The 20,747-nt window shown below is 59.1% G+C and carries 19 protein-coding genes; 3 read left to right on the forward strand and 16 right to left on the reverse strand.

Going from position 1 to position 20,747, the window contains the following annotated elements; translation table 11 throughout:
- Positions 1-5: 5 nt before the first annotated feature.
- Positions 6-971 (reverse strand): GlxA family transcriptional regulator, encoded by a 966-nt coding sequence (locus JFT66_RS08565; protein ID WP_198859104.1) that lies wholly within the window; start codon positions 969-971, stop codon positions 6-8.
- Between the two features lie 159 nt (positions 972-1,130).
- On the opposite strand from JFT66_RS08565, the gene JFT66_RS08570 reads away from it, so the two are divergent.
- Positions 1,131-1,772, forward strand: coding sequence for an HD domain-containing protein (locus JFT66_RS08570; protein WP_153871333.1), 642 nt, complete (start codon positions 1,131-1,133; stop codon positions 1,770-1,772).
- Positions 1,773-1,913: 141 nt separating this feature from the next.
- On the opposite strand, the gene JFT66_RS08575 is transcribed toward JFT66_RS08570, so the two are convergent.
- From JFT66_RS08575 to JFT66_RS08605, 7 genes are all read right to left on the reverse strand, one after another.
- Complete coding sequence (locus tag JFT66_RS08575; protein ID WP_034116303.1) at positions 1,914-2,798, reverse strand: ABC transporter permease subunit; 885 nt, start codon at positions 2,796-2,798, stop codon at positions 1,914-1,916.
- On the reverse strand, positions 2,795-3,715 hold the full coding sequence (locus tag JFT66_RS08580) for an ABC transporter permease subunit (RefSeq protein WP_034116304.1): 921 nt from the start codon (positions 3,713-3,715) through the stop codon (positions 2,795-2,797). The genes JFT66_RS08575 and JFT66_RS08580 overlap by 4 nt, the downstream gene beginning before the upstream one ends.
- Positions 3,712-4,854, reverse strand: a complete 1,143-nt coding sequence (locus JFT66_RS08585) for an ABC transporter ATP-binding protein (protein WP_034116305.1) — start codon at positions 4,852-4,854, stop codon at positions 3,712-3,714. Before JFT66_RS08585 ends, JFT66_RS08580 begins: the two co-directional genes overlap by 4 nt.
- 65 nt (positions 4,855-4,919) lie before the next feature.
- Positions 4,920-6,014 (reverse strand): polyamine ABC transporter substrate-binding protein, encoded by a 1,095-nt coding sequence (locus JFT66_RS08590; protein ID WP_034116306.1) that lies wholly within the window; start codon positions 6,012-6,014, stop codon positions 4,920-4,922.
- A 145-nt stretch (positions 6,015-6,159) separates the two neighbouring features.
- Entirely contained in the window at positions 6,160-7,254 is a 1,095-nt protein-coding gene (locus JFT66_RS08595; protein ID WP_034116690.1) for a polyamine ABC transporter substrate-binding protein, read from the reverse strand.
- Between the two features lie 209 nt (positions 7,255-7,463).
- On the reverse strand, positions 7,464-8,828 hold the full coding sequence (locus JFT66_RS08600) for an aspartate aminotransferase family protein (RefSeq protein WP_153837410.1): 1,365 nt from the start codon (positions 8,826-8,828) through the stop codon (positions 7,464-7,466).
- A 58-nt stretch (positions 8,829-8,886) separates the two neighbouring features.
- Entirely contained in the window at positions 8,887-10,245 is a 1,359-nt protein-coding gene (locus JFT66_RS08605) for a glutamine synthetase family protein (protein ID WP_034116308.1), read from the reverse strand.
- Between the two features lie 608 nt (positions 10,246-10,853).
- On the opposite strand from JFT66_RS08605, the gene JFT66_RS08610 reads away from it, so the two are divergent.
- Both JFT66_RS08610 and JFT66_RS08615 read left to right on the forward strand, forming a co-directional pair.
- Entirely contained in the window at positions 10,854-12,230 is a 1,377-nt protein-coding gene (locus JFT66_RS08610) for a glutamine synthetase family protein (protein ID WP_003213894.1), read from the forward strand.
- Positions 12,231-12,452: 222 nt separating this feature from the next.
- Positions 12,453-13,082: a TetR/AcrR family transcriptional regulator gene (locus JFT66_RS08615; RefSeq protein ID WP_153837409.1), complete on the forward strand. Its 630-nt coding sequence runs from the start codon at positions 12,453-12,455 to the stop codon at positions 13,080-13,082.
- A 121-nt stretch (positions 13,083-13,203) separates the two neighbouring features.
- Here JFT66_RS08615 and JFT66_RS08620 read toward each other — a convergent pair whose 3' ends face one another.
- The 8 genes from JFT66_RS08620 to JFT66_RS08655 all read right to left on the reverse strand — a co-directional run bounded on the left by JFT66_RS08620 (position 13,204) and on the right by JFT66_RS08655 (position 20,470).
- Complete coding sequence (locus JFT66_RS08620) at positions 13,204-13,419, reverse strand: TOBE domain-containing protein (protein ID WP_003176783.1); 216 nt, start codon at positions 13,417-13,419, stop codon at positions 13,204-13,206.
- Between the two features lie 28 nt (positions 13,420-13,447).
- Entirely contained in the window at positions 13,448-14,254 is an 807-nt protein-coding gene (gene ssuB, locus JFT66_RS08625) for an aliphatic sulfonates ABC transporter ATP-binding protein (protein ID WP_198859105.1), read from the reverse strand.
- Positions 14,251-15,039, reverse strand: a complete 789-nt coding sequence (gene ssuC, locus JFT66_RS08630; RefSeq protein ID WP_198859106.1) for an aliphatic sulfonate ABC transporter permease SsuC — start codon at positions 15,037-15,039, stop codon at positions 14,251-14,253. Before ssuC ends, ssuB begins: the two co-directional genes overlap by 4 nt.
- A gap of 9 nt (positions 15,040-15,048) precedes the next feature.
- Positions 15,049-16,197 carry an FMNH2-dependent alkanesulfonate monooxygenase gene (ssuD, locus tag JFT66_RS08635; protein ID WP_034116313.1) on the reverse strand — a complete coding sequence of 383 codons (1,149 nt, stop codon included), beginning with the start codon at positions 16,195-16,197 and terminating at the stop codon, positions 15,049-15,051.
- Positions 16,198-16,222: 25 nt separating this feature from the next.
- Positions 16,223-17,191 (reverse strand): sulfonate ABC transporter substrate-binding protein, encoded by a 969-nt coding sequence (locus JFT66_RS08640; RefSeq protein ID WP_198859107.1) that lies wholly within the window; start codon positions 17,189-17,191, stop codon positions 16,223-16,225.
- Positions 17,192-17,285: 94 nt separating this feature from the next.
- Positions 17,286-17,879 (reverse strand): NADPH-dependent FMN reductase, encoded by a 594-nt coding sequence (gene ssuE / locus JFT66_RS08645; RefSeq protein ID WP_034116315.1) that lies wholly within the window; start codon positions 17,877-17,879, stop codon positions 17,286-17,288.
- 336 nt (positions 17,880-18,215) lie between these two features.
- Entirely contained in the window at positions 18,216-18,854 is a 639-nt protein-coding gene (locus JFT66_RS08650; RefSeq protein WP_198859108.1) for a peroxiredoxin, read from the reverse strand.
- Between the two features lie 272 nt (positions 18,855-19,126).
- Positions 19,127-20,470, reverse strand: a complete 1,344-nt coding sequence (locus JFT66_RS08655; RefSeq protein ID WP_034116316.1) for an OprD family porin — start codon at positions 20,468-20,470, stop codon at positions 19,127-19,129.
- Positions 20,471-20,747: the final 277 nt, after the last annotated feature.

A 20,747-nucleotide genomic window follows, 5' to 3' on the forward strand; every position in this document is an offset into this window, starting at 1 on the left:
GATGGCTACACCGGCGCCGCAAAGTTAAGCCTGAACTGTTGCGGCGTGACGCCCAGCCGTCGGTTGAACACGCTGCGCATGTGCTGAGCATCGCGGAACCCGCATTGATAGGCCACAGTTTTGAGCGGCGCATGGCCGCTTTCGAGCATCACCCGCGCCGCATCCACCCGCGCCCGCTCGACGAATTCCGCCGGCGTAATCCGCGCTTCACGGGCGAACACCCGGGAGAAGTTGCGCGCACTCATATTGGCTGCCTTGGCCAGGTCGGCAATGGTCAAGTCCCCCGTCAGGTTCGCCAGCACGTACAACTGCACCAGCGCCACCGCCGAGGTGGTTTCGGCATGGGGCGTAAGGAACGGGCTGAACTGCGATTGCCCGCCCGAGCGCTGGGTGAACACCACCAGGCGCTTGGCCACGCTCAATGCGACTTCCGGGCCGTGATCCTGGGCCAACAGGTACAGCGACAGGTCGATACCCGCCGTGACCCCAGCCGAGGTGTAGAGGTTGCCGTCCTGCATGTAGAGACGGTCGGCTTCGACCTTGGCCGTAGGACACCGGCGCGCCAGGTCGGCGGCATCGCCCCAATGGGTGGTGACCGTTTTCCCATCCAGCAGGCCGGCGCGGGCGAGCATGAAGGCGCCGTTGCAGATCGAACCAAAGCGTTTTGCCTTGGCGGCGGCAGCGCGCAGCCAGTCATCAAACTGGGGGCCGAAGTCTTCGAAAGGCAATAGCGGGCCACCGGCGACCAGCAGCAGGTCGTAGGGTTGCAGGGCTTCGCTGTAGTGTTTGTGAGCCTGCAAGGACAGGCCGTTGGAGGCAGCCATAGTGCCGTGACCGAAGCCGATGACTTCCAGGTGATAGTGGTCTTCGGGCGCCAGGAAGCGGTTGGCCTCGCAGAACACATCCATCGGCCCGGTCACATCCAGTGACTGGACGCCGGGGAAGATCAGGATCGCGACGGTTTTGCTCATGAAGACACACCTTTTTATAACTGGAAAAACGCAAATCCCCTGTGGGAGGGTGCAGCCTTGGCGCGATGTGCCGGCACATTGGCCGAGAACGCTCCCTCGCCGCGATAGCTGCGTCGCGCCCGCGCGACCAGACTGGATGCTTTCCAGAGGAGAACCACCATGAGCACCACCATCGCCGGCATCCAGATCCCCGACAGCGCCTTGGCCAAGGCCACCACCGAATACATCCGCGACGTCGAATCAGACCTGCTCTACCACCACTCACGCCGGGTATTCCTGTTCGGTGCCCTGAGCGGTGAGCGCAAGCAACTGACCTACAACCCGGAGTTGCTGTACGTGGGCGCAATGTTCCATGACCTCGGCCTGGTGGAGGGCCATCGCAGTGACAACGAGCGTTTCGAAGTGGACGGGGCCAACGCCGCCGCTGCGTTCCTCAAACCTTATGGGCTGAGCGATGACGATATCGAACAAGTGTGGCTATCCATCGCACTGCACACCACGCCTGGCGTGCCGCGGCACCTGCGCCCCACCGTGGCACTGGTGACTGCCGGTGTGGAAATGGACGTGCTGGGCATGGACTACGCCGCATTCAGCAGCGTACAGCGCGAAGCGGTGGTGCATGCGCATCCACGCGGTGAAGGGTTCAAGGAGTGCATCATCTGCGCGTTCGCCGACGGCTTGCGTCATCGCCCGCAGACCACGTTTGGCAACGTGAAGACGGATGTGCTGGTGGATCAGGAGCCGGGGTTCAAGCCGATGAATTTTGTCGAGGTGATTCGTAAGTCGCCGTGGGCTGCGTAATCAGCCTGAAATGCAATCAAATGTGGGAGCGGGCTTGCTCGCGAATGCGGTGGATCAGTCTAGACATCTGGTGACTGACACTCCGCATTCGCGAGCAAGCCCGCTCCCACATTTTGATCCGGTTTCTTCAGGCAAACCTGATTAAACCGGCGCAGGCGCCCGGCGCTTGTCCGGCTGTTGCCAGCCGTCCGCCGCAGCTTCTTCAATCGCTTGCTGGATGGCTTTCTTGCGGTGTTCTTCGGCACGGCGGCTGAAGAACCACACCAGGAAGGTCACCAGCGATACCGCCAACAGAATCAGGCTGGCCACGGCATTGATCTCGGGCTTGACCCCCAGACGCACCGCCGAGAACACTTCCATCGGCAAGGTCGTCGAACCCGGGCCCGACACGAAGCTGGCCAGTACCAGGTCATCCAGAGACAGCGCGAAAGACATCATGCCGCCCGCCGCCAGCGATGGCGCGATCATCGGGATGGTAATCAGGAAAAACACCTTCCATGGCCGTGCGCCCAAATCCATCGCAGCTTCTTCGATCGACAGGTCCAGTTCACGCAAGCGCGCCGACACGACCACCGCCACATAGGCGGCGCAGAAGGTGGTGTGGGCGATCCAGATGGTGACGATGCCACGCTCCTGAGGCCAGCCGATCATCTGCGCCATGGCTACGAACAGCAGCAAAAGCGACAGACCCGTGATCACTTCCGGCATCACCAACGGCGCCGTCACCAGGCCGCCGAACAACGTGCGGCCCTTGAACTGGCTGATGCGCGTCAGCACGAATGCCGCCAGGGTGCCTAACGCCACCGCGGCTACCGCCGTGTAGCAGGCGATCTCCAGGGAGCGCGCCACCGAACCCATCAACTGGGTGTTATCCAGAAGGCCCACGTACCACTTGATCGACCACCCGCCCCACACCGTCACCAGCTTGGATTCGTTGAACGAGTAGATCACCAGGATCAGCATCGGCAGGTAGATGAACAGCAACCCCGCCACCAGCATGAAACTCGAGAAACTGAAGCGCTTCATATCTTGCCCTCCATCTCTTTGGCTTGGCTGCGGTTGAACAGGATGATCGGCACGATCAGGATCGCCAGCATCACCACCGCCAGGGCAGACGCCACCGGCCAGTCACGGTTGTTGAAGAACTCTTGCCACAATACTTTACCGATCATCAGGGTTTCCGGGCCGCCGAGCAGTTCAGGGATCACGAACTCGCCCACCACCGGGATGAACACCAACATGCAACCGGCAATGATGCCGTTCTTGGACAGCGGTACGGTGATTTTCCAGAAGCTGTTGAAGGTGCTCGACCCCAGGTCGGAGGCGGCTTCCAGCAGGCTTTGATCGTGCTTCACCAGGTTGGCGTACAGCGGCAGGATCATGAACGGCAGGTACGAATAGACCACGCCGATATACACCGCGATGTTGGTGTTGAGGATCTGCAGCGGCTCGTTGATCAAGCCGATGGACATCAGGAAGCCGTTGAGCAGGCCGTTGTTGCTGAGGATGCCCATCCACGCATACACGCGGATCAGGATCGCGGTCCAGGTCGGCATCATGATCAGCAGCACCAGCACGGTCTGCATCTCTTTGCGCGCACTGGCGATGGCGTAGGCCATCGGGTAGCCGATCAGCAGGCACAGCAGCGTGCTGAAAAACGCCATTTTCAGCGAGCCCAGGTACGCGGCGATGTACAACTCGTCGCCCGCCAGCAAGCTGTAGTTGGCCAGGTTCAGCACCACTTGTAGCTTTTGCTCAACGTAGGTGTAGATCTCGGTATAGGGCGGGATCGCCACATCGGCTTCGGCAAAGCTGATTTTCAATACGATGAAAAACGGCAGTGCGAAAAACAGAAACAGCCACAGGAAGGGAATCCCGATGACCACCTGCTTGCCATTGGGGACGATGCGATCCAAGCGCCGCTTGAATTTCTTCATATTCATGAGCGAAGCACCACGCCGCTGTCGTCTTCCCACCAGACGTACACCTGGTCACCCCAGGTTGGGCGCTGGCCGCGGCGTTCGGCGTTGGCGACGAAGGACTGCACCAGCTTGCCGCTCGGCAGCTCCACGTAGAACACCGAGTGGCCGCCCAGGTAGGCGATGTCGTGCACCTTGCCGCTGGACCAGTTGTGCTCGCAGGTCGGCATTTCGGTGGTGACCAGCAGTTTTTCCGGGCGAATGGCGTAGGTCACCGATTTGTCTTCCACCGAGGTGGCGATGCCGTAGCCCACATAGATATCGCGGTCCAGGTCAGCGCACTTGAGCACTGCGTGGCCTTCGGCGTCGTCTACCACCTGGGTGTCGAAGATGTTGACGTTGCCGATGAACTCGCACACCAGGCGGCTGGTAGGGGTTTCGTAGATATCGATCGGGCTGCCGATCTGGGCGATCCAGCCCAGGTGCATGATCGCAATGCGCTCGGCCATGGTCATGGCCTCTTCCTGGTCGTGGGTCACCATCACGCAGGTCACGCCGACGCGCTCGATGATTTCCACCAGCTCGAGCTGCATCTGCGAGCGCAGTTTCTTGTCCAGCGCGCCCATCGGCTCATCGAGCAGCAGCAGTTTCGGGCGCTTGGCCAAGGACCGCGCCAACGCCACACGCTGGCGCTGGCCACCGGACAACTGGTGCGGCTTGCGCTTGGCGTACTGGCTCATCTGCACCAGCTTGAGCATCTCGGCCACGCGGGCGTCGACTTCGGCCTTGGGGATCTTGTCCTGTTGCAGGCCGAACGCGATGTTCTGCGCCACGGTCATGTGCGGGAACAAGGCGTAGGACTGGAACATCATGTTGATCGGCCGCTCGTAGGGCGGCATGTCGGTGATGTCCACCCCATCGAGGTAGATGCGACCTTCGGTTGGGCGCTCGAAACCCGCAAGCATGCGCAGCAAGGTGGATTTGCCCGAACCCGAACCGCCGAGCAAGGCGAAGATTTCGCCTTTCTTGATTTCCAGGGACACATCGTCCACGGCAATCGTCTCGTCGAACTTCTTCGTGACCCGGTCGATTTTGACCAGCACCTTTTTCGGTGTCTGGTCGCCCTCGAGGGCTTTCTTATAGGCGCCGGAGGCAACTGCCATTTACGAAACTCCCAAAAAAAGAGTGCAGCTCACCCAATACGGGCCAGCCTTGGATAGTTTGAGCCTTACTTGCCCGTCTTGACCTTGGTCCAGCTACGGGTCATTAAACGCTGCACTTTCGGGGGTAACTCAAAGTTGACGAATGTCCGCTCGAGAACCGCCTGCGGTGGGTAAACCGCTGCGTCAGTGCGTATCGATTGTTCCATCAGCTTGTCCGCCCCTGGGTTAGGGTTGGCATAACCGACCTGATCACTGACCTGAGCGATCACCTCAGGTTGCAGCAAATAGTTGATGAAGGCGTGGGCCTCTTTGACGTTGCTGGCATCCTTGGGGATCGCCAATACGTCAAACCACAGGTTGCCGCCTTCTTTCGGAATCGCGTAGGCGATGTTTACGCCTTTACCGGCCTCAGCCGCACGGGCCTTGGCCTGGAACACATCGCCGGAGAAGCCGGCCGCCACGCAGATATTGCCGTTGGCCAAGTCGGAGATGTATTTGGAAGAGTGGAAGTAGGTCACGTAGGGGCGCACTTTCAGCAGTTTTTCCTCGGCCTTCTTGTAGTCAGCCGGGTTGGTGCTGTTAGGGTCCAGGCCCATGTAGTTGAGCACCGCTGGCAGCATTTCATCCGCGGAGTCCATGAAGGAAACGCCGCAAGTGGCAAGCTTCTTCATGTTTTCCGGCTCGAACAACACCGCCCAGGAGTCGATATGGTCGACGCCCAGTACTTCCTTCACTTTATCGACGTTGTAGCCGATGCCATTGGTGCCCCACAGGTACGGCACCGCGTACTGGTTGCCCGGGTCGTTCTTTTCCAGGCGCTTGAGCAGTACCGGGTCGAGGTTGGCATAGTTCGTCAGCAATGACTTGTCGAGCTTCTGGAACGCCCCGGCCTTGATCTGCTTGCCGAGGAAATGGTTGGACGGCACCACCACGTCGTAGCCGGTACGCCCGGCGAGCAATTTGCCTTCCAGGGTTTCGTTGGAATCAAACACGTCATACACGGGCTTGATGCCACTGGCCTTTTCGAAGTTGACCAGGGTGTCGGGGCCGATGTAGTCCGACCAGTTATAAATATGCACCGTCGGTGCGGCCTGCACGCTGGCAGCCAGCGTGATACCTGCACCCACCAGCATGGCTTTGCGAAATAAAGAAATTGGCAAGTGGAGGTCCTCTTAAATAGTTGGGCCTTAAAGTTGTTGCCCGACAACAAAACCGGCGCGCAACTTACCCTCGATAAACCGATCCGGCAAAACTTTCTGTCATTTAATTTGTGGGAGGGGGCAAGCCCTCCCACAGGTTCAAGGATTATTTACCCGACTTGATCTTGGTCCAACTGCGTGTCATTTCACGCTGGGTCGCAGCCGGCATGTCAGCGATGGCGTAAAGCTTGGCCTGCACGTCCGCTGATGGGTAGATGCCCGGGTCGCTGGTGATGTCTTTATCAACCAGTGGGGTGGCTTTCTCATTGCCGTTCGGGAAACGCACACTGTTGGTGATCGCGGCCATGACTTCCGGCTTGAGCAGGTAGTTCATGAACGCGTAGGCGGCCTCGACGTTTTCGGCATCCTTAGGGATGGCGACCATGTCGAAGAAGCTGCCAGCGCCTTCTTTCGGAATGTCGTAGGCGATCTTGACCTTGCCACCGGCTTCAGCCGCGCGGGTTTTGGCCTGTTCAATATCACCCGAGTAACCTACAGCCACGCAGATGTTGCCGTTAGCCAGGTCAGAAATGTACTTGGACGAGTGGAAGTAGCCGATCGAAGGTCGGATTTTCATGAACAGGTCTTCGGCCTGTTTCAGATCAGCCTTCTTCTGGGTGTCGGTCGGCAGGCCCAGGTAGTGCAGCGCCACTGGCAACATTTCGGTCGGCGAGTCGAGGAAGCTCACACCGCAGCTTTTCAGCTTGGCGATGTTTTCCGGCTTCATCAGCACATCCCATGAATCGATCTTGTCCACGCCCAGTGCGGCCTTGACCTTCTCCGGGTTGTAGCCGATGCCCATCGAGCCCCACATGTACGGGAAGGCGTGCTTGTTGTCCGGGTCGCTGACCGCCACGGCTTTGAGCAGGGATTTGTTCAGGTTGGCGTAATTGGGCAGCTTGGACTTGTCCAGCTCCTGGTAGACACCGGCCTTGATCTGCTTGGCAAGGAAGCTGTTCGACGGCACGACGATGTCGTAACCGGACTTGCCTGCCAGCAACTTGGCTTCCAGGGTTTCGTTGCTGTCAAAAACGTCGTACACCACTTTAATGCCCGACTCTTTTTCAAAGTTGGCGATGGTGTCCGGTGCAATGTAGTCGGACCAGTTGTAGACGTGCAGCACTTTATTGTCTGCCTGGGCCGCGCCCGCCATTGCGCCCATCAGGGACAAGGCGAGGAGGGTCTTGCCAGCGTTCTTCAAACCTAATGCCTTCATTTGGTGATGCTCCAATTTTTTCTTTTTTGGGCCACAAGCTTTGTATGTTCTACGGCCCAACCGAAGGGCAACAAAACAGGGCGACAGTCTGGCAAGTTCTAGTGCCGGCTTTCAACCAAAGCACTCTATTTATCGGTGTCTCATTTACCTGCTCAGACGCAGCGCACGAAGCCGCTGCGCGCTGAGCCTAGCACTTAGCCCTGCAATGCCGCCAAAGTCATGTCCAGGCACTGGCGAGCCTTGCTGACCAACTCGTCAATCTCAGCCTTGCTGATCACCAGTGGCGGCGAAATGATCATGGTGTCGCCCACGGCGCGCATGATCAGGCCATTCTCGAAGCAGAAGGTTCGGCAAATCATGCCTACGCCTTTGCCTTCGTAACGCTTGCGCGTGGCCTTGTCCTGGACCAGCTCGATCGCACCGAGCATGCCCACGCCGCGCACTTCGCCCACCAGCGGGTGATCGCCCAGTTCCCTCAGGCGTTTCTGCAAATACGGTGCCGTTTCATCGTGAACGCGGTTAACGATTTTTTCATCGCGCAGGATGCGGATGTTTTCCAGGGCCACAGCCGCGGCTACCGGGTGACCGGAGTAGGTAAAGCCATGGTTGAAATCGCCCCCTTCATTCAGCACGTCGACCACTTCGTCACGTACGATCAGGCCACCCATAGGGATGTAGCCCGAGGTCAGGCCCTTGGCGATGGTCATCATGTGCGGCTTGAGATCGTAGAAATCGCTACCGAACCACTCACCGGTACGGCCAAAGCCGCAGATCACTTCGTCGGCAACAAACAGGATGTCGTACTTGGCGAGGATTTCCTTGATGCGCGGCCAGTAGGTGGCGGGCGGTACGATCACGCCACCGGCACCCTGGATCGGTTCGGCAATAAAGGCACCGACGTTGTCCACGCCCAGTTCGAGGATCTTCTCTTCCAACTGGTTGGCCGCCCACACGCCGAATTCCTCGGGGCTCATGTCGCCGCCTTCGCCAAACCAGTACGGCTGGGCGATGTGGGTGATGCCCGGAATCGGCAAGTCGCCCTGCTCGTGCATATAGGTCATGCCACCCAGGCTGGCGCCGGCCACGGTAGAACCGTGGTAGCCATTCTTGCGGGCAATAATGGTTTTCTTGTTCGGCTGGCCCTTGATCGCCCAGTAGTGGCGCACCATACGCAGCATGGTGTCGTTGCCTTCGGAGCCGGAACCGGTGAAGAACACGTGGTTCATGCCGGCCGGTGCGATATCGGAAATCGCCTTGGCCAATTCCAGCACTGGTGGGTGCGCGGTCTGGAAGAACAGGTTGTAGTACGGCAGTTCTTTCATCTGCTTGGCGGCGGCGTCTGCCAGTTCATCGCGACCGTAACCGATCGCCACGCACCACAGGCCGGCCATGCCGTCGAGGATCTTGTTGCCTTCGCTGTCCCACAGGTAAACGCCGTGGGCTTTGGTGATGATCCGAGGGCCTTTCTCTTTCAATTGCTTGAAGTCGCTGAACGGCGCCAGGTGGTGATCATTGCTCAAGGCTTGCCATTCACGGGTTTGCGGGTTGTTGCTGGACATACCAATCTCCTAGACTTTTCAGGTGAGGGCGCGCCTTTCCTACGACGCGCCCGGCGCATCAGACGGCGAAGAGCAGGAATTCCCGCTCCCACGAACTGATCACGCGCTTGAAGTTTTCATGCTCGGCCCGCTTGACCGCGACGTAGCCTGTGATGAATTTTTGCCCCAGGTATTTCTCGATGGTCTTGCTGTTTTCCATGCGCTCCAGGGCGTCCTCGATGGTCAACGGCAGGCGCAGGTTGCGGCGCTCGTAGCCGCGGCCCACCACCGGCGCGCTCGGGGTATGGCCTTCGACCATGCCGATGTAGCCGCACAGCAGGCTGGCGGCAATTGCCAGGTACGGGTTGGCGTCGGCGCCCGGCAGGCGGTTTTCCACGCGGCGGTTCTGCGGGCCGGCATCCGGTACGCGCAGGCCGACGGTGCGGTTTTCTTCGCCCCACTCCACGTTTACCGGCGCCGAGGTGTCGGGCAGGAAGCGGCGGAAGGAGTTCACGTTAGGCGCAAACAGCGGCAGCAATTCGGGGATGAATTTCTGCAGGCCGCCAATGTGGTTGAGGAACAACTGGCTCATGGTCCCGTCTTCATTGGAGAAGACGTTTTTGCCGGTGGCGATGTCGATGATGCTCTGGTGCAGGTGCATCGCGCTGCCGGGCTCGCCGGTCATCGGCTTGGCCATGAAGGTGGCGGCCACGTTGTGCTTGAGCGCGGCTTCACGCATGGTGCGCTTGAACACCAGGATCTGGTCGGCCAGGGACAAGGCATCGCCATGACGGAAGTTGATTTCCATCTGCGCCGTGCCGTCCTCGTGGATCAGGGTGTCGAGGTCCAGTTCCTGCAGTTCGCACCAGTCGTAGACGTCTTCGAACAATGGGTCGAATTCGTTGGCCGCTTCTATAGAGAAGGACTGGCGACCGGTTTCCGGGCGGCCGGAACGGCCAATCGGCGGTTGCAATGGGAAGTCCGGGTCTTCGCAGCGCTTGGTCAGGTAGAACTCCATCTCCGGCGCCACGATGGGCTGCCAGCCTCTGTCGGCGTAGAGCTTGAGGACTTTCTTGAGCACGTTGCGCGGCGACAGCTCGATCGGGTTGCCTTGTTTGTCGTAGGTGTCGTGGATTACCTGAGCGGTCGGTTCGATGGCCCACGGCACCAGGAATACCGCGTTCTGGTCGGGGCGGCAGATCATGTCGATGTCGGCCGGGTCGAGCAATTCGTAATAGATGTCGTCTTCGACATAGTCGCCGGTCACGGTCTGCAACAGAACGCTCTCGGGCAGGCGCATGCCTTTTTCGGCGATGAACTTGTTGGTCGGCGAGATCTTGCCACGGGTGATACCGGTGAGGTCGCCAATCATGCATTCGACTTCTGTGATCTTGTGGTCTTTCAACCAATCGGTGAGCTGGTCGAGGTTGTTACTCATAAATGCCTCTGGGCTGGGTTTCCTGGCATCCATTAAAAGGCCAGGCGTTGGTTGACGCAGCATCCGCGTCGTTTTTCATTCAGGGTAGGAGCTTACCTGCCATTTGCCCAAGGGTTGCATTCCTCAGGCCAAACTTGTGCAGAATCATGAGCAGCCCCGCAGGCGCCAGCCATTGAGAGGCAATTTCGAGGGCAGTGATTGTGCAAAGAAGAGGTCGGCCTGGGCGTCAAGAATATTGGCCGGGGCGCAGGCGTTCACGCAGAACGCATGAACGGATGAAAAAGCCCGTCTGGAGCAGGCCAAGACGCCAAGTGGCGGCAGGAAAAACATGAAGCACCCCGGTATTATTGCTGTTATGGGTTTGAATCGAGCTTAGCCTTGTTCATTTTTTTACACAACACCCCCGTAAAAAATCCTACACGGCCCGCTCAAGCCTGCGAGTCCCAAGCACATGAAACCCATAAAACCGCCCCAAAACACCGCAAAAAAGCCTTCGCGGCGCTTTTTTAGGGCAAAAAAGCCCTCGCTTGACTTCGGCATGCCGTTCGGGTTGACTGAAACCAGAAAAGATCAATGATTGATATTTTTAACAACAAAGGTGTTGCATCATGTCGGTACCCCCGCGTGCCGTTCAGCTTAACGAAGCGAACGCGTTCCTTAAGGATCATCCTGAGGTTCTGTACGTAGACCTTCTAATTGCGGATATGAATGGTGTGGTGCGCGGTAAGCGCATCGAACGCACCAGCCTCCACAAGGTTTACGAGAAGGGCATTAACCTGCCTGCCTCTTTATTTGCCTTGGATATCAACGGCTCGACGGTGGAAAGCACCGGCCTGGGCCTGGACATCGGTGATGCTGACCGAATCTGTTATCCAATCCCCGACACCCTGTGCAATGAACCCTGGCAAAAGCGCCCTACCGCGCAACTGCTGATGACCATGCACGAACTTGAAGGTGAACCTTTCTTCGCCGATCCGCGCGAAGTGCTCCGCCAAGTTGTAAGCAAATTTGACGACCTCGGCCTGACCATCTGCGCTGCCTTCGAGCTTGAGTTCTACCTGATCGACCAGGAGAACGTGAACGGCCGCCCGCAACCGCCCCGCTCGCCGATCTCCGGCAAACGCCCGCACTCGACACAGGTCTACCTGATCGACGACCTCGACGAATACGTCGACTGCCTCCAGGACATCCTGGAAGGTGCCAAGGAGCAAGGCATTCCGGCCGACGCCATCGTCAAGGAAAGCGCCCCGGCGCAGTTCGAAGTGAACCTGCACCACGTCGCTGACCCGATCAAGGCCTGCGATTACGCGGTACTGCTCAAGCGCCTGATCAAGAACATCGCCTACGACCATGAGATGGACACCACCTTCATGGCCAAGCCTTACCCAGGCCAGGCAGGCAACGGTTTGCACGTACACATTTCGATCCTGGACAAAGACGGCAAGAACATCTTTGCCAGCGAGGATCCCGAGCAGAACGCCGCATTGCGTCACGCGATCGGCGGTGTGCTCGAGACCCTACCCGCTCAAATGGCGTTCCTGTGCCCTAACGTGAACTCCTACCGTCGTTTCGGCGCACAGTTCTACGTGCCGAACTCGCCGTGCTGGGGCCTGGATAACCGTACTGTAGCGATTCGCGTACCCACCGGCTCATCCGATGCGGTACGTATCGAACACCGAGTAGCCGGCGCCGATGCCAACCCTTACCTGCTGATGGCTTCGGTCCTGGCAGGTGTGCACCACGGCCTGACCAACAAGATCGAGCCAGGCGCGCCGGTGGAAGGCAACAGCTACGAGCAGAACGAGCAAAGCCTGCCGAACAACCTGCGCGATGCCCTGCGTGAGTTGGACGACAGCGAGGTGATGGCCAAGTACATCGATCCTAAATACATCGATATCTTCGTCGCCTGTAAGGAAAGTGAGCTGGAAGAGTTCGAACACTCCATCTCCGACCTTGAGTACAACTGGTACCTGCATACCGTGTAAGCGGTTGCAGCTGTTGAAGGAACGCCGCTGGCTTTGGTCAGTGGCGTTTTTTTATGGGTTGCTTTTGGGGGACCGAGTTGGCCTCATCGGGAGCAAGCCCCCTCCCACATTTTGAATGTATTCACAGATCCAAATGTGGGAGGGGGCTTGCTCCCGATGGCGGCCTGGCAGACAACACACCTCCCTGCTCATACAATGCCCGCTGCCTTGTAGGAGACTTCCATGCCCACCCGCCCCGCCGCCCCTCGCAAACCTCGCGCCCGCAGCCAGGCCCGGATCGACGCGATCCTCGACGCCGCCCGCACCTTGCTGGCCGCCGAAGGCGTGGCCAGTTTGTCGATCTACAGCGTGGCCGAGCGGGCGCAGATTCCACCGTCGTCGGTGTATCACTTCTTCGCCAGTGTGCCGGCGTTGCTGGAGGCGTTGACCGCTGACGTTCACGCAGCCTTCCGCGCCGCCATCCAGGCGCCCATCGAGCACGAGTCACTCAAGCATTGGCGCGACCTGTCCTGCATCGTCGAACAGCGCATGCTCAGCGTTTACGATCAGGACGCCGCTGCACGCCAGTTGATCCTGGCCCAGCACGGGCTGACCGAAGTCACCCAGGCGGATCGTCAGCATGATCTGGAGCTGGGGGACTTGATGCTGGAAGTGTTCAACCGCCACTTCGAAGTAACGAGCTTGCCCAAGGATGTGGATGTATTTGCCCTGGCACTGGAGCTGAGCGACCGCGTGTATGCGCGTTCAGTGCATCAGCATGGGCTGATTACCCCGCGTATGGCGGAGGAAGGGATGCGGGTGTTTGATGCCTATGTGGGGCTTTATTTACCTGCCTACCTGCCCAAGCGATAAGTCTTGTGGTGACTGGGCAGGCCTCTTCGCGAGCAAGCCCGCTCCCACATTTTGATTTGTGAACACATTCTAAATGTGGGAGCGGGCGTGCTCGCGAAGGCGACCTCAAGAACGACGCACCTCACAACTTGGCAATCGACACCTCAGTAGACTTCACAAAGGCGATCACCTCACTGCCAATCACCAACTCCAGCTCCTTGACCGAGCGAGTGGTGATCACCGAAGTGACAATGCCCGACGCCGTCTGTACATCGATTTCAGACAGCACGTCACCGACCACGATTTCCTTGATGGTGCCTTTGAACTGGTTACGCACGTTGATGGCTTTGATAGTCATGGTGTTGTTCCTTCTAAGGACAAGTGAGTTATTGCGCCCAACGCAATTGCGTCGGCAACGGTGAAACAGGTTCGGGTTCCGGCGGTGAGCCGGGCAGCGACAGCACACGGTTGAGTACTTCGGCTTCCAGCGCAGCCAGGCGGTGTGAACCGCGCGCCCGTGGGCGTGGCAGGTCGACGGTCAGGTCGAGGCCGACTTCGCCGTCCTCAATCAAAATCACCCGGTCGGCAATCGCCACGGCTTCGCTGACGTCATGGGTCACCAGCAACACGGTGAAGCCGTGCTTGCGCCAGAGGTTTTCGATCAGTTGCTGCATCTCGATGCGGGTCAGTGCATCCAGTGCACCCAGCGGCTCGTCGAGTAGCAGCAGGCGCGGCTGGTGGATCAACGCACGGGCCAGCGCCACGCGCTGCTTCTGGCCACCGGACAATGCCGCCGGCCATTCATTGGCGCGCTCGGCCAGGCCGACGGCTTCCAGGGCTTCCAGTGCTCGGGGGCGCCAGTTGCCCGTGAGGCCAAGGCCCACGTTGTCGATGATCTTTTTCCACGGCAGCAAACGCGCTTCCTGAAACATCAATCGCGTGTCTTCAATTGCCTCGTGCAGCGGCGCGGAGCCGGCCAGCAGCTCGCCGCCGCTGGCTTTGTCCAGACCGGCCAGCAGGCGCAGCAAGGTACTTTTACCGCAACCACTGCGACCGACCACGGCCACGAACTGCCCCGCCGGAATATGCAGGTCGATTTCCTTGAGCACTTCCCGCGCACCAAAGGCCTTGCGCAACTTGCGCACCGCCAGTGGGATGCCCTTCAACAGGCGTGGAGGTTGTTGAGCGGTCATGCCGCACCTCCTTTATTCACTTGATAGGCCGGGTGCCAGCGCAGCCACACACGCTCCAGCCCACGGGCGGCCAGGTCGGCCAGTTTGCCGAGGATGGCGTACATGACGATGGCCAATACAACCACGTCGGTTTGCAGAAACTCACGGGCATTCATCGCCAGGTAGCCGATGCCGGAGCTGGCCGAGATGGTTTCCGCCACGATCAGCGTCAGCCACATAAAGCCCAGGGCAAACCTCACGCCCACCAAGATCGACGGCAGCGCGCCCGGCAGGATCACCTGCCAGAACAGGTTGAACCCGGACAAGCCGTAACTGCGCGACATTTCCACCAGCGCCGGGTCGACATTGCGGATGCCGTGGTAGGTATTCAGGTAGATCGGGAACAACGTGCCCAAGGCCACCAGAAAAATCTTAGCGGTCTCGTCAATACCGAACCACAGGATCACCAGCGGAATCAGCGCCAAATGCGGCACGTTGCGGATCATCTGCACCGAGCTGTCCAGCAGGCGCTCGCCCCACGTCGACAAGCCGGTGATAAAGCCCAGGGCCAAACCGATGCTGCCACCGATCACAAAGCCCAGTCCGGCACGCCAGCCGCTGATGGCCAGGTGGGTCCAGATTTCGCCGCTGACCACCAAGTTGACCCCGGCTGCAATCACCGCACTCGGCGCCGGCAGAATACGCGTCGACAACCAACCCGCCGACACCGACAACTGCCACACCGCCAGTAACAAAATCGGCAGCACCCATGGCGCCACGCGATGGCTGATTTTTTCAACGTCCATAACGGCGCCTCAACTCTGTGACGCAGCTTTGGGAAGGATGTCGTTGGCGACCATCTCGCCAAACGGGCTGACGTAACCGGCGCTTTTCGGCAGCTCGGGACGCTCGATATCCAGGTGCGGGAACAGCAGCTCAGCGACCCGATACGACTCTTCCAGGTGCGGATAACCGGAGAAGATAAAGGTGTCGATACCCAGGTCCGCGTATTCCTTGACCCGCGCCGCAACCGTTGGCCCATCGCCGACCAGCGCAGTCCCTGCACCGCCGCGCACCAGGCCGACGCCGGCCCACAGGTTAGGGCTGACTTCCAGGTTGTCACGGCTACCGCCGTGCAAGGCTGCCATGCGCTGCTGGCCGACCGAATCGAAGCGCGCCAGGGACGCCTGGGCACGCGCGATGGTGTCGTCGTCCAGATGGGAGATCAGTTTGTCGGCGGCTTTCCATGCCTCTTCGTTGGTCTCGCGCACGATCACATGCAGGCGAATGCCAAAGCGCAGGGTACGCCCGAGTTTCTCGGCCTTGGCGCGAACCTGTGCGATTTTTTCCGCAACCGCAGCCGGCGGCTCGCCCCAGGTCAGGACCATTTCCACCTGTTCGGCTGCCAGATCCTGGGCGGCTTCGGAGGAACCACCGAAGTACAGCGGCGGGCGCGGTTGCTGGATCGGTGGGTAGAGCAACTTGGCGCCTTTGACGCTGATGTGCTGGCCGTCGTAATCCACGGTTTCGCCTTCCAGCACGCGGCGCCAGATGCGGGTGAATTCCACGGAGGCCTGGTAGCGCTCTTCATGACTGAGAAACAGGCCGTCGCCGGCCAGCTCTTCGGGGTCACCGCCGGTCACCAGGTTGAACAACGCACGGCCACCGGACAGGCGGTCCAGGGTTGCGGCCTGGCGTGCGGCCACCGTCGGGGAAATAATCCCGGGGCGCAGCGCGACAAGGAATTTCAGACGCTGGGTCACTGGAATCAGCGAGGCGGCCACCAGCCACGAGTCTTCGCAGGAGCGGCCGGTAGGGATCAACACCCCACCAAAACCCAGCCGGTCAGCGGCCTGGGCCACTTGTTGCAGGTAACCGTGATCGACGGCGCGAGCGCCTTCGGCGGTGCCAAGGTAATGACCGTCGCCGTGGGTAGGCAGGAACCAGAAAATATTGAGGCTCATGGAGTTGTCTCCTGAAGAAGTCGGGTTACGGCGCTTTGGCAACAGCGGCGGGTGGCGTCCAGATCACGTCCTTGATGCTCAAGGGCTTGGGGATCAATTTGAGTTGGTAGAAGCTGTCGGCGATTTTCTGCTGGGCCGCGACCACCTCTGGCGTCAGGAATAGCGCGCCGAAGCCTTGGCGCTTCATGGAGGTGAGGGTGACATCAGCGGGCAGCCCCAGCAGCGGCGCGACCTGTGCGGTGACTTGCTCAGGATTGGCCTTGGCCCATTCACCCGCAGCGCGCACTTCGTCCACCAATGCCTCGATCACTTGCGGATGCTTTTCGGCGTAGGGCTTGGTGGCCAGGTAGAACTGATGGTTGTCGGCAATGCCGGTGCCGTCACGCAGGGCGCGGGCTTGCAGTTGTTTCTCGGCGGCGGCCTGGTACGGGTCCCAGATCACCCAAGCGTCCACGCTGCCGCGCTCGAACGCGGCACGGGCATCGGCGGGTGGCAGAAACACCGTCGTCACGTCGGTGTATTTGAGGCCGGCATCTTCCAGGGCACGCACCAGCAGGTAGTGCACGTTGGAGCCTTTGTTGAGCACCACCTTCTTGCCTTTGAGCTCAGCCACCGATTTGATCGGCGAGTCTTTGGGCACCAGGATCGCTTCACTGGTAGGCGCGGGCGGTTCGTAGGCGACATAGAGCAGATCGGCGCCGGCAGCCTGGGCGAAGACCGGTGGGGTTTCACCGGTGACGCCGAAGTCGATAGAGCCGACGTTCAAGCCCTCGAGCAACTGGGGGCCGCCGGGGAACTCGGTCCACTGCACCTGCACGCCTTGGGCGGCCAGGCGTTTTTCCAGGGTGCCCTTGGCTTTGAGCAGCACCAGGGTGCCGTATTTCTGATATCCGATCCGCAGGGTCTCGGCGGCTTGGGCTTGAACAATGGCGCCGAAGGACACAGCCGCAGCAAACAGTGCGACCAGACCACGACGCAAGATGACAGTGCGCATGGCGCTCTCCACATTTGCGATTAGGGTTTTGGCTGCACCTGCTTGGCCGTTGGCGGCTGAGTAAGGTGAGTGTTTCTCGATATCCGGGTAAGGCTCAGATGCTCCAGCGAGCACTCAACAAACGTTCATTCAACACATCAGGGTCCAGCGGTTTCGGGCGCCGAGCCATGGCGCTGTAGAGCTGCTCCAGGGCCTCGTGCAAACGCTGTTCGAGCACCGGCACCAGTTGCGCCTGGGCGCTGCCTTCGCCATACGCGATCTGGCTGTCTTCGGCAAAAATGCCGTGAAGCAATTCCTGGGCCTTGAGGGCTGACAACACCGGCTTCAAGGCGTAGTCCACTGCCAGCATGTGGGCGATGCTGCCGCCGGTTGCTATTGGCAGTACCACCTTATGCGCCAGGGCGCGTTCGGGCAGCAGGTCCAACACGGTTTTCAACGCGCCGGAAAACGACGCCTTGTACACCGGCGTGGCAATCACCAGGCCGTCGGCATTGGCAACTTGCTGCAGCAGGTCGATGACCTTGGGGCTGTCGAACCGGGCGTGCAGTAAATCTTCTGCCGGGAAGTCCCGTATTTGGTAACTCACCACTTCCACGCCCTGCTGTTGCAGCCATTGACGGGTTTTATCCAGCAACACCCCGGAGCGCGAACGCTGGCTGGGACTGCCTCCAAGTGTTACGACCAGCATGTAGGGAATTCCTTGGGCAAGTGTCGGCGGTTCGCTGTGTGGCGATGGCGCCAAGATGGAACAGACCTTAACAGCAGATTTATATATCTATAAATCTTATTTATTCATTTGTTTATTCCATAAACACATAAGAGTTTTATCAATCGCCAGGCGAAAAAAAAGGCCGTGGAAACGGCCTGAAAACCCCTGCATTGTGAGCGTTGAAAATGCGCTTAAACATGTGGGAGGGGGCTTGCTCCCGATGACGGAGTGCCAGTCAATGCATTCGGTGACTGATTCACCGCTATCGGGAGCAAGCCCCCTCCCACACTGGTCCTGTATCACATTTGACCTGTGTTAACGATTGGGTTGTGGGGTGAGGCGCAAGTAAGGCTTCACGGCGCGGTAACCCTTCGGAAAGCGTTGCTTGATCTCTTCCTCATCCTTAAGCGACGGCACGATCACTACTTCATCCCCATCCTGCCAGTTGGCCGGGGTGGCAACCTTGTGGTTGTCGGTTAGTTGCAGCGAGTCGATTACCCGCAGGATTTCATGAAAGTTGCGCCCGGTACTGGCCGGGTAGGTGATGGTCAGGCGGATCTTCTTGTTCGGGTCGATCACGAACAAGGAGCGCACGGTAAGGGTGTCACTGGCGTTCGGGTGGATCAGATCGTAGAGGTCCGAGACCTTGCGGTCGGCGTCGGCCAGGATCGGAAAGTTGACGATTGTGTTCTGGGTTTCGTTGATGTCTTCGATCCACTTGTGGTGCGAGTCCACCGGGTCTACCGACAGGGCGATGGCCTTGACGCCACGCTGTGCGAATTCGTCCTTGAGCTTGGCGGTAAAACCCAACTCGGTGGTGCACACCGGCGTGAAGTCCGCCGGGTGGGAAAACAACACACCCCAGCTATCTCCCAGCCATTCGTGGAAACGAATCTTGCCGGCGCTGGAATCCTGTTCGAAGTCGGGGGCGATGTCGCCCAGTCTTAGGCTCATGGTGTGGCTCCTGGTGAGTGCTTATGGAGCCCACTGTGCATGGATCTTGGATTATTTAAAAAGAATAAATATCGATTTATCTAGACGATAAAGGAATATTAAAAATGTGTTCATTGGACGCGTCAACGGGCGAGGAGCACCATTGCTTCCAAGGTTCGAGAAGGCCTTGAGACGCTGTAAAAAGAGGGTTCAGGAAGGGCTTGCGGGGGTTGAGCCCGACTTGAAAAGCAAGACACCTTGCCCGGCATCGCGCCGGGCAAGGTTTTACGGTCTTACAACAGCGGGATCGAGTAGCTGACGATTACACGGTTTTCGTCCTGGTTACGCGCGCTGGCGATATCGCTGCGCCACATAGCATTTTTCCACGCCACGCCGACGTTTTTCAGCGGACCTTCCGGTACGACGTAGGCAACAGTGATGTCACGTTCCCACTCGGACTGACCGGTGAACTCGGCACGGTTGCTGGCAACGGTGTCGATATGATCGCCCTTGAGGTACACGACGCCAGCGGTCAGGCCAGGTACGCCAACCTTGGCGAAATCGTAGGAGTAGCGAGCTTGCCAGGTGCGCTCGCCGGCACGGGCGAACTTCTGGATCTGCATGTCGGTGGTGATGTAAGCCGACGAGCCGTCACCCTGGTTCAACCAAGGGAAGTCGCTGCTGCCGTTGCTGACCTGGTAACCGCCACCGAAGGTGTGACCGGCAACGGAGTACAGGAACAGGCCGCTGTACAGGTTGTTATCCACCTTGCCACGGCCGGAGTTGACGCCGCCGTAGTTACCGGACGAGAAGTAGGCAGACTGGTTGCCATTGTTACCGTCGTCGGAGCTGTTGAAGTAGCGCAGGTCAGACTTCAGCACGCCAGGACCGATGGCCCAGTTGTGGGTCAGGCCCAGGAAGTGCTGCTTGTAAAAATCTTCCAGGTTGCCGTAGTAGTACTGGGCGGTCAGATCCTTGGTGATCTTGTAGTCGCCACCGGCGTAGTAGAACTTGTTGCTCGAACGCCAGTTCACACCGCGGCTGTTGGCGCCGGAGATGGACAGGCTTTCGTTGTTGCTGGAGTTACGGCCCTTGGCTTTTTCGATCTGGCCGGCAACCAGGGTCAGGTCCTTGATGTCGCTGGAGGTGATCTGGCCGCCCTGGAAGGTCTGCGGCAGCATACGACCATCGTTGGTGACGATGACCGGCAGCTTAGGCTGCAAGGTACCCAGTTTCAGTTCAGTCTGGGAGATCTTCGCTTTGGCGGTCAGGCCCAGGCTCGAGTAGTTATCAACGGCTTCGCCATTGGACTTGCTCGGGAAGATGGTGCCGCCGTAGGAGCTGGCAGTGGCGCCGTTGGTGCCGCCGCCGGAATCCAGGCGAACACCCAACAGGCCGATAGCGTCGAGACCGAAGCCAACGGTGCCTTGGGTATAACCGGAGATGAAGCGCAGATCGAAGCCTTGGCCCCATTCTTCGTTCTTGCTCGGGTTGGCGGTACCTTCACGGTTATCCGTGTTGATGTAGAAGTTACGCAGGCCCAGTGTGGCCTTGCTGTCTTCGATGAAACCAGCAGCGCCTGCTTGCTGGGCAACCGCGCCCAGGGCTACAGCCAATGCCAAGGTGGACTTATTCATGTACCGCTCCTCTCATTTCTAATTTTTGTATTTCTTTGGTCCCGGGTCTGACGCCCTGGATCCACAGATGCGCGATTAGCGCCAGATAGTGACTACCAAGTCAATCGTAACCTTGTGTGTCTACTACCTTGGTCTAATCGCAGTTGATTTGGTCCCTGCAGGGTAATGAGTTTTTCATACACCCAAAAAGAATTATTTCATTCTTTTTCATACGATCCAGGAATAAGACTTTCCATGCAGCGGGCTGCTCAGCATAGACGCACCGCTCCATAAGCTA

The organism is Pseudomonas sp. MF6755 (assembly GCF_016405635.1).
Classification (GTDB): domain Bacteria; phylum Pseudomonadota; class Gammaproteobacteria; order Pseudomonadales; family Pseudomonadaceae; genus Aquipseudomonas; species Aquipseudomonas haemolytica.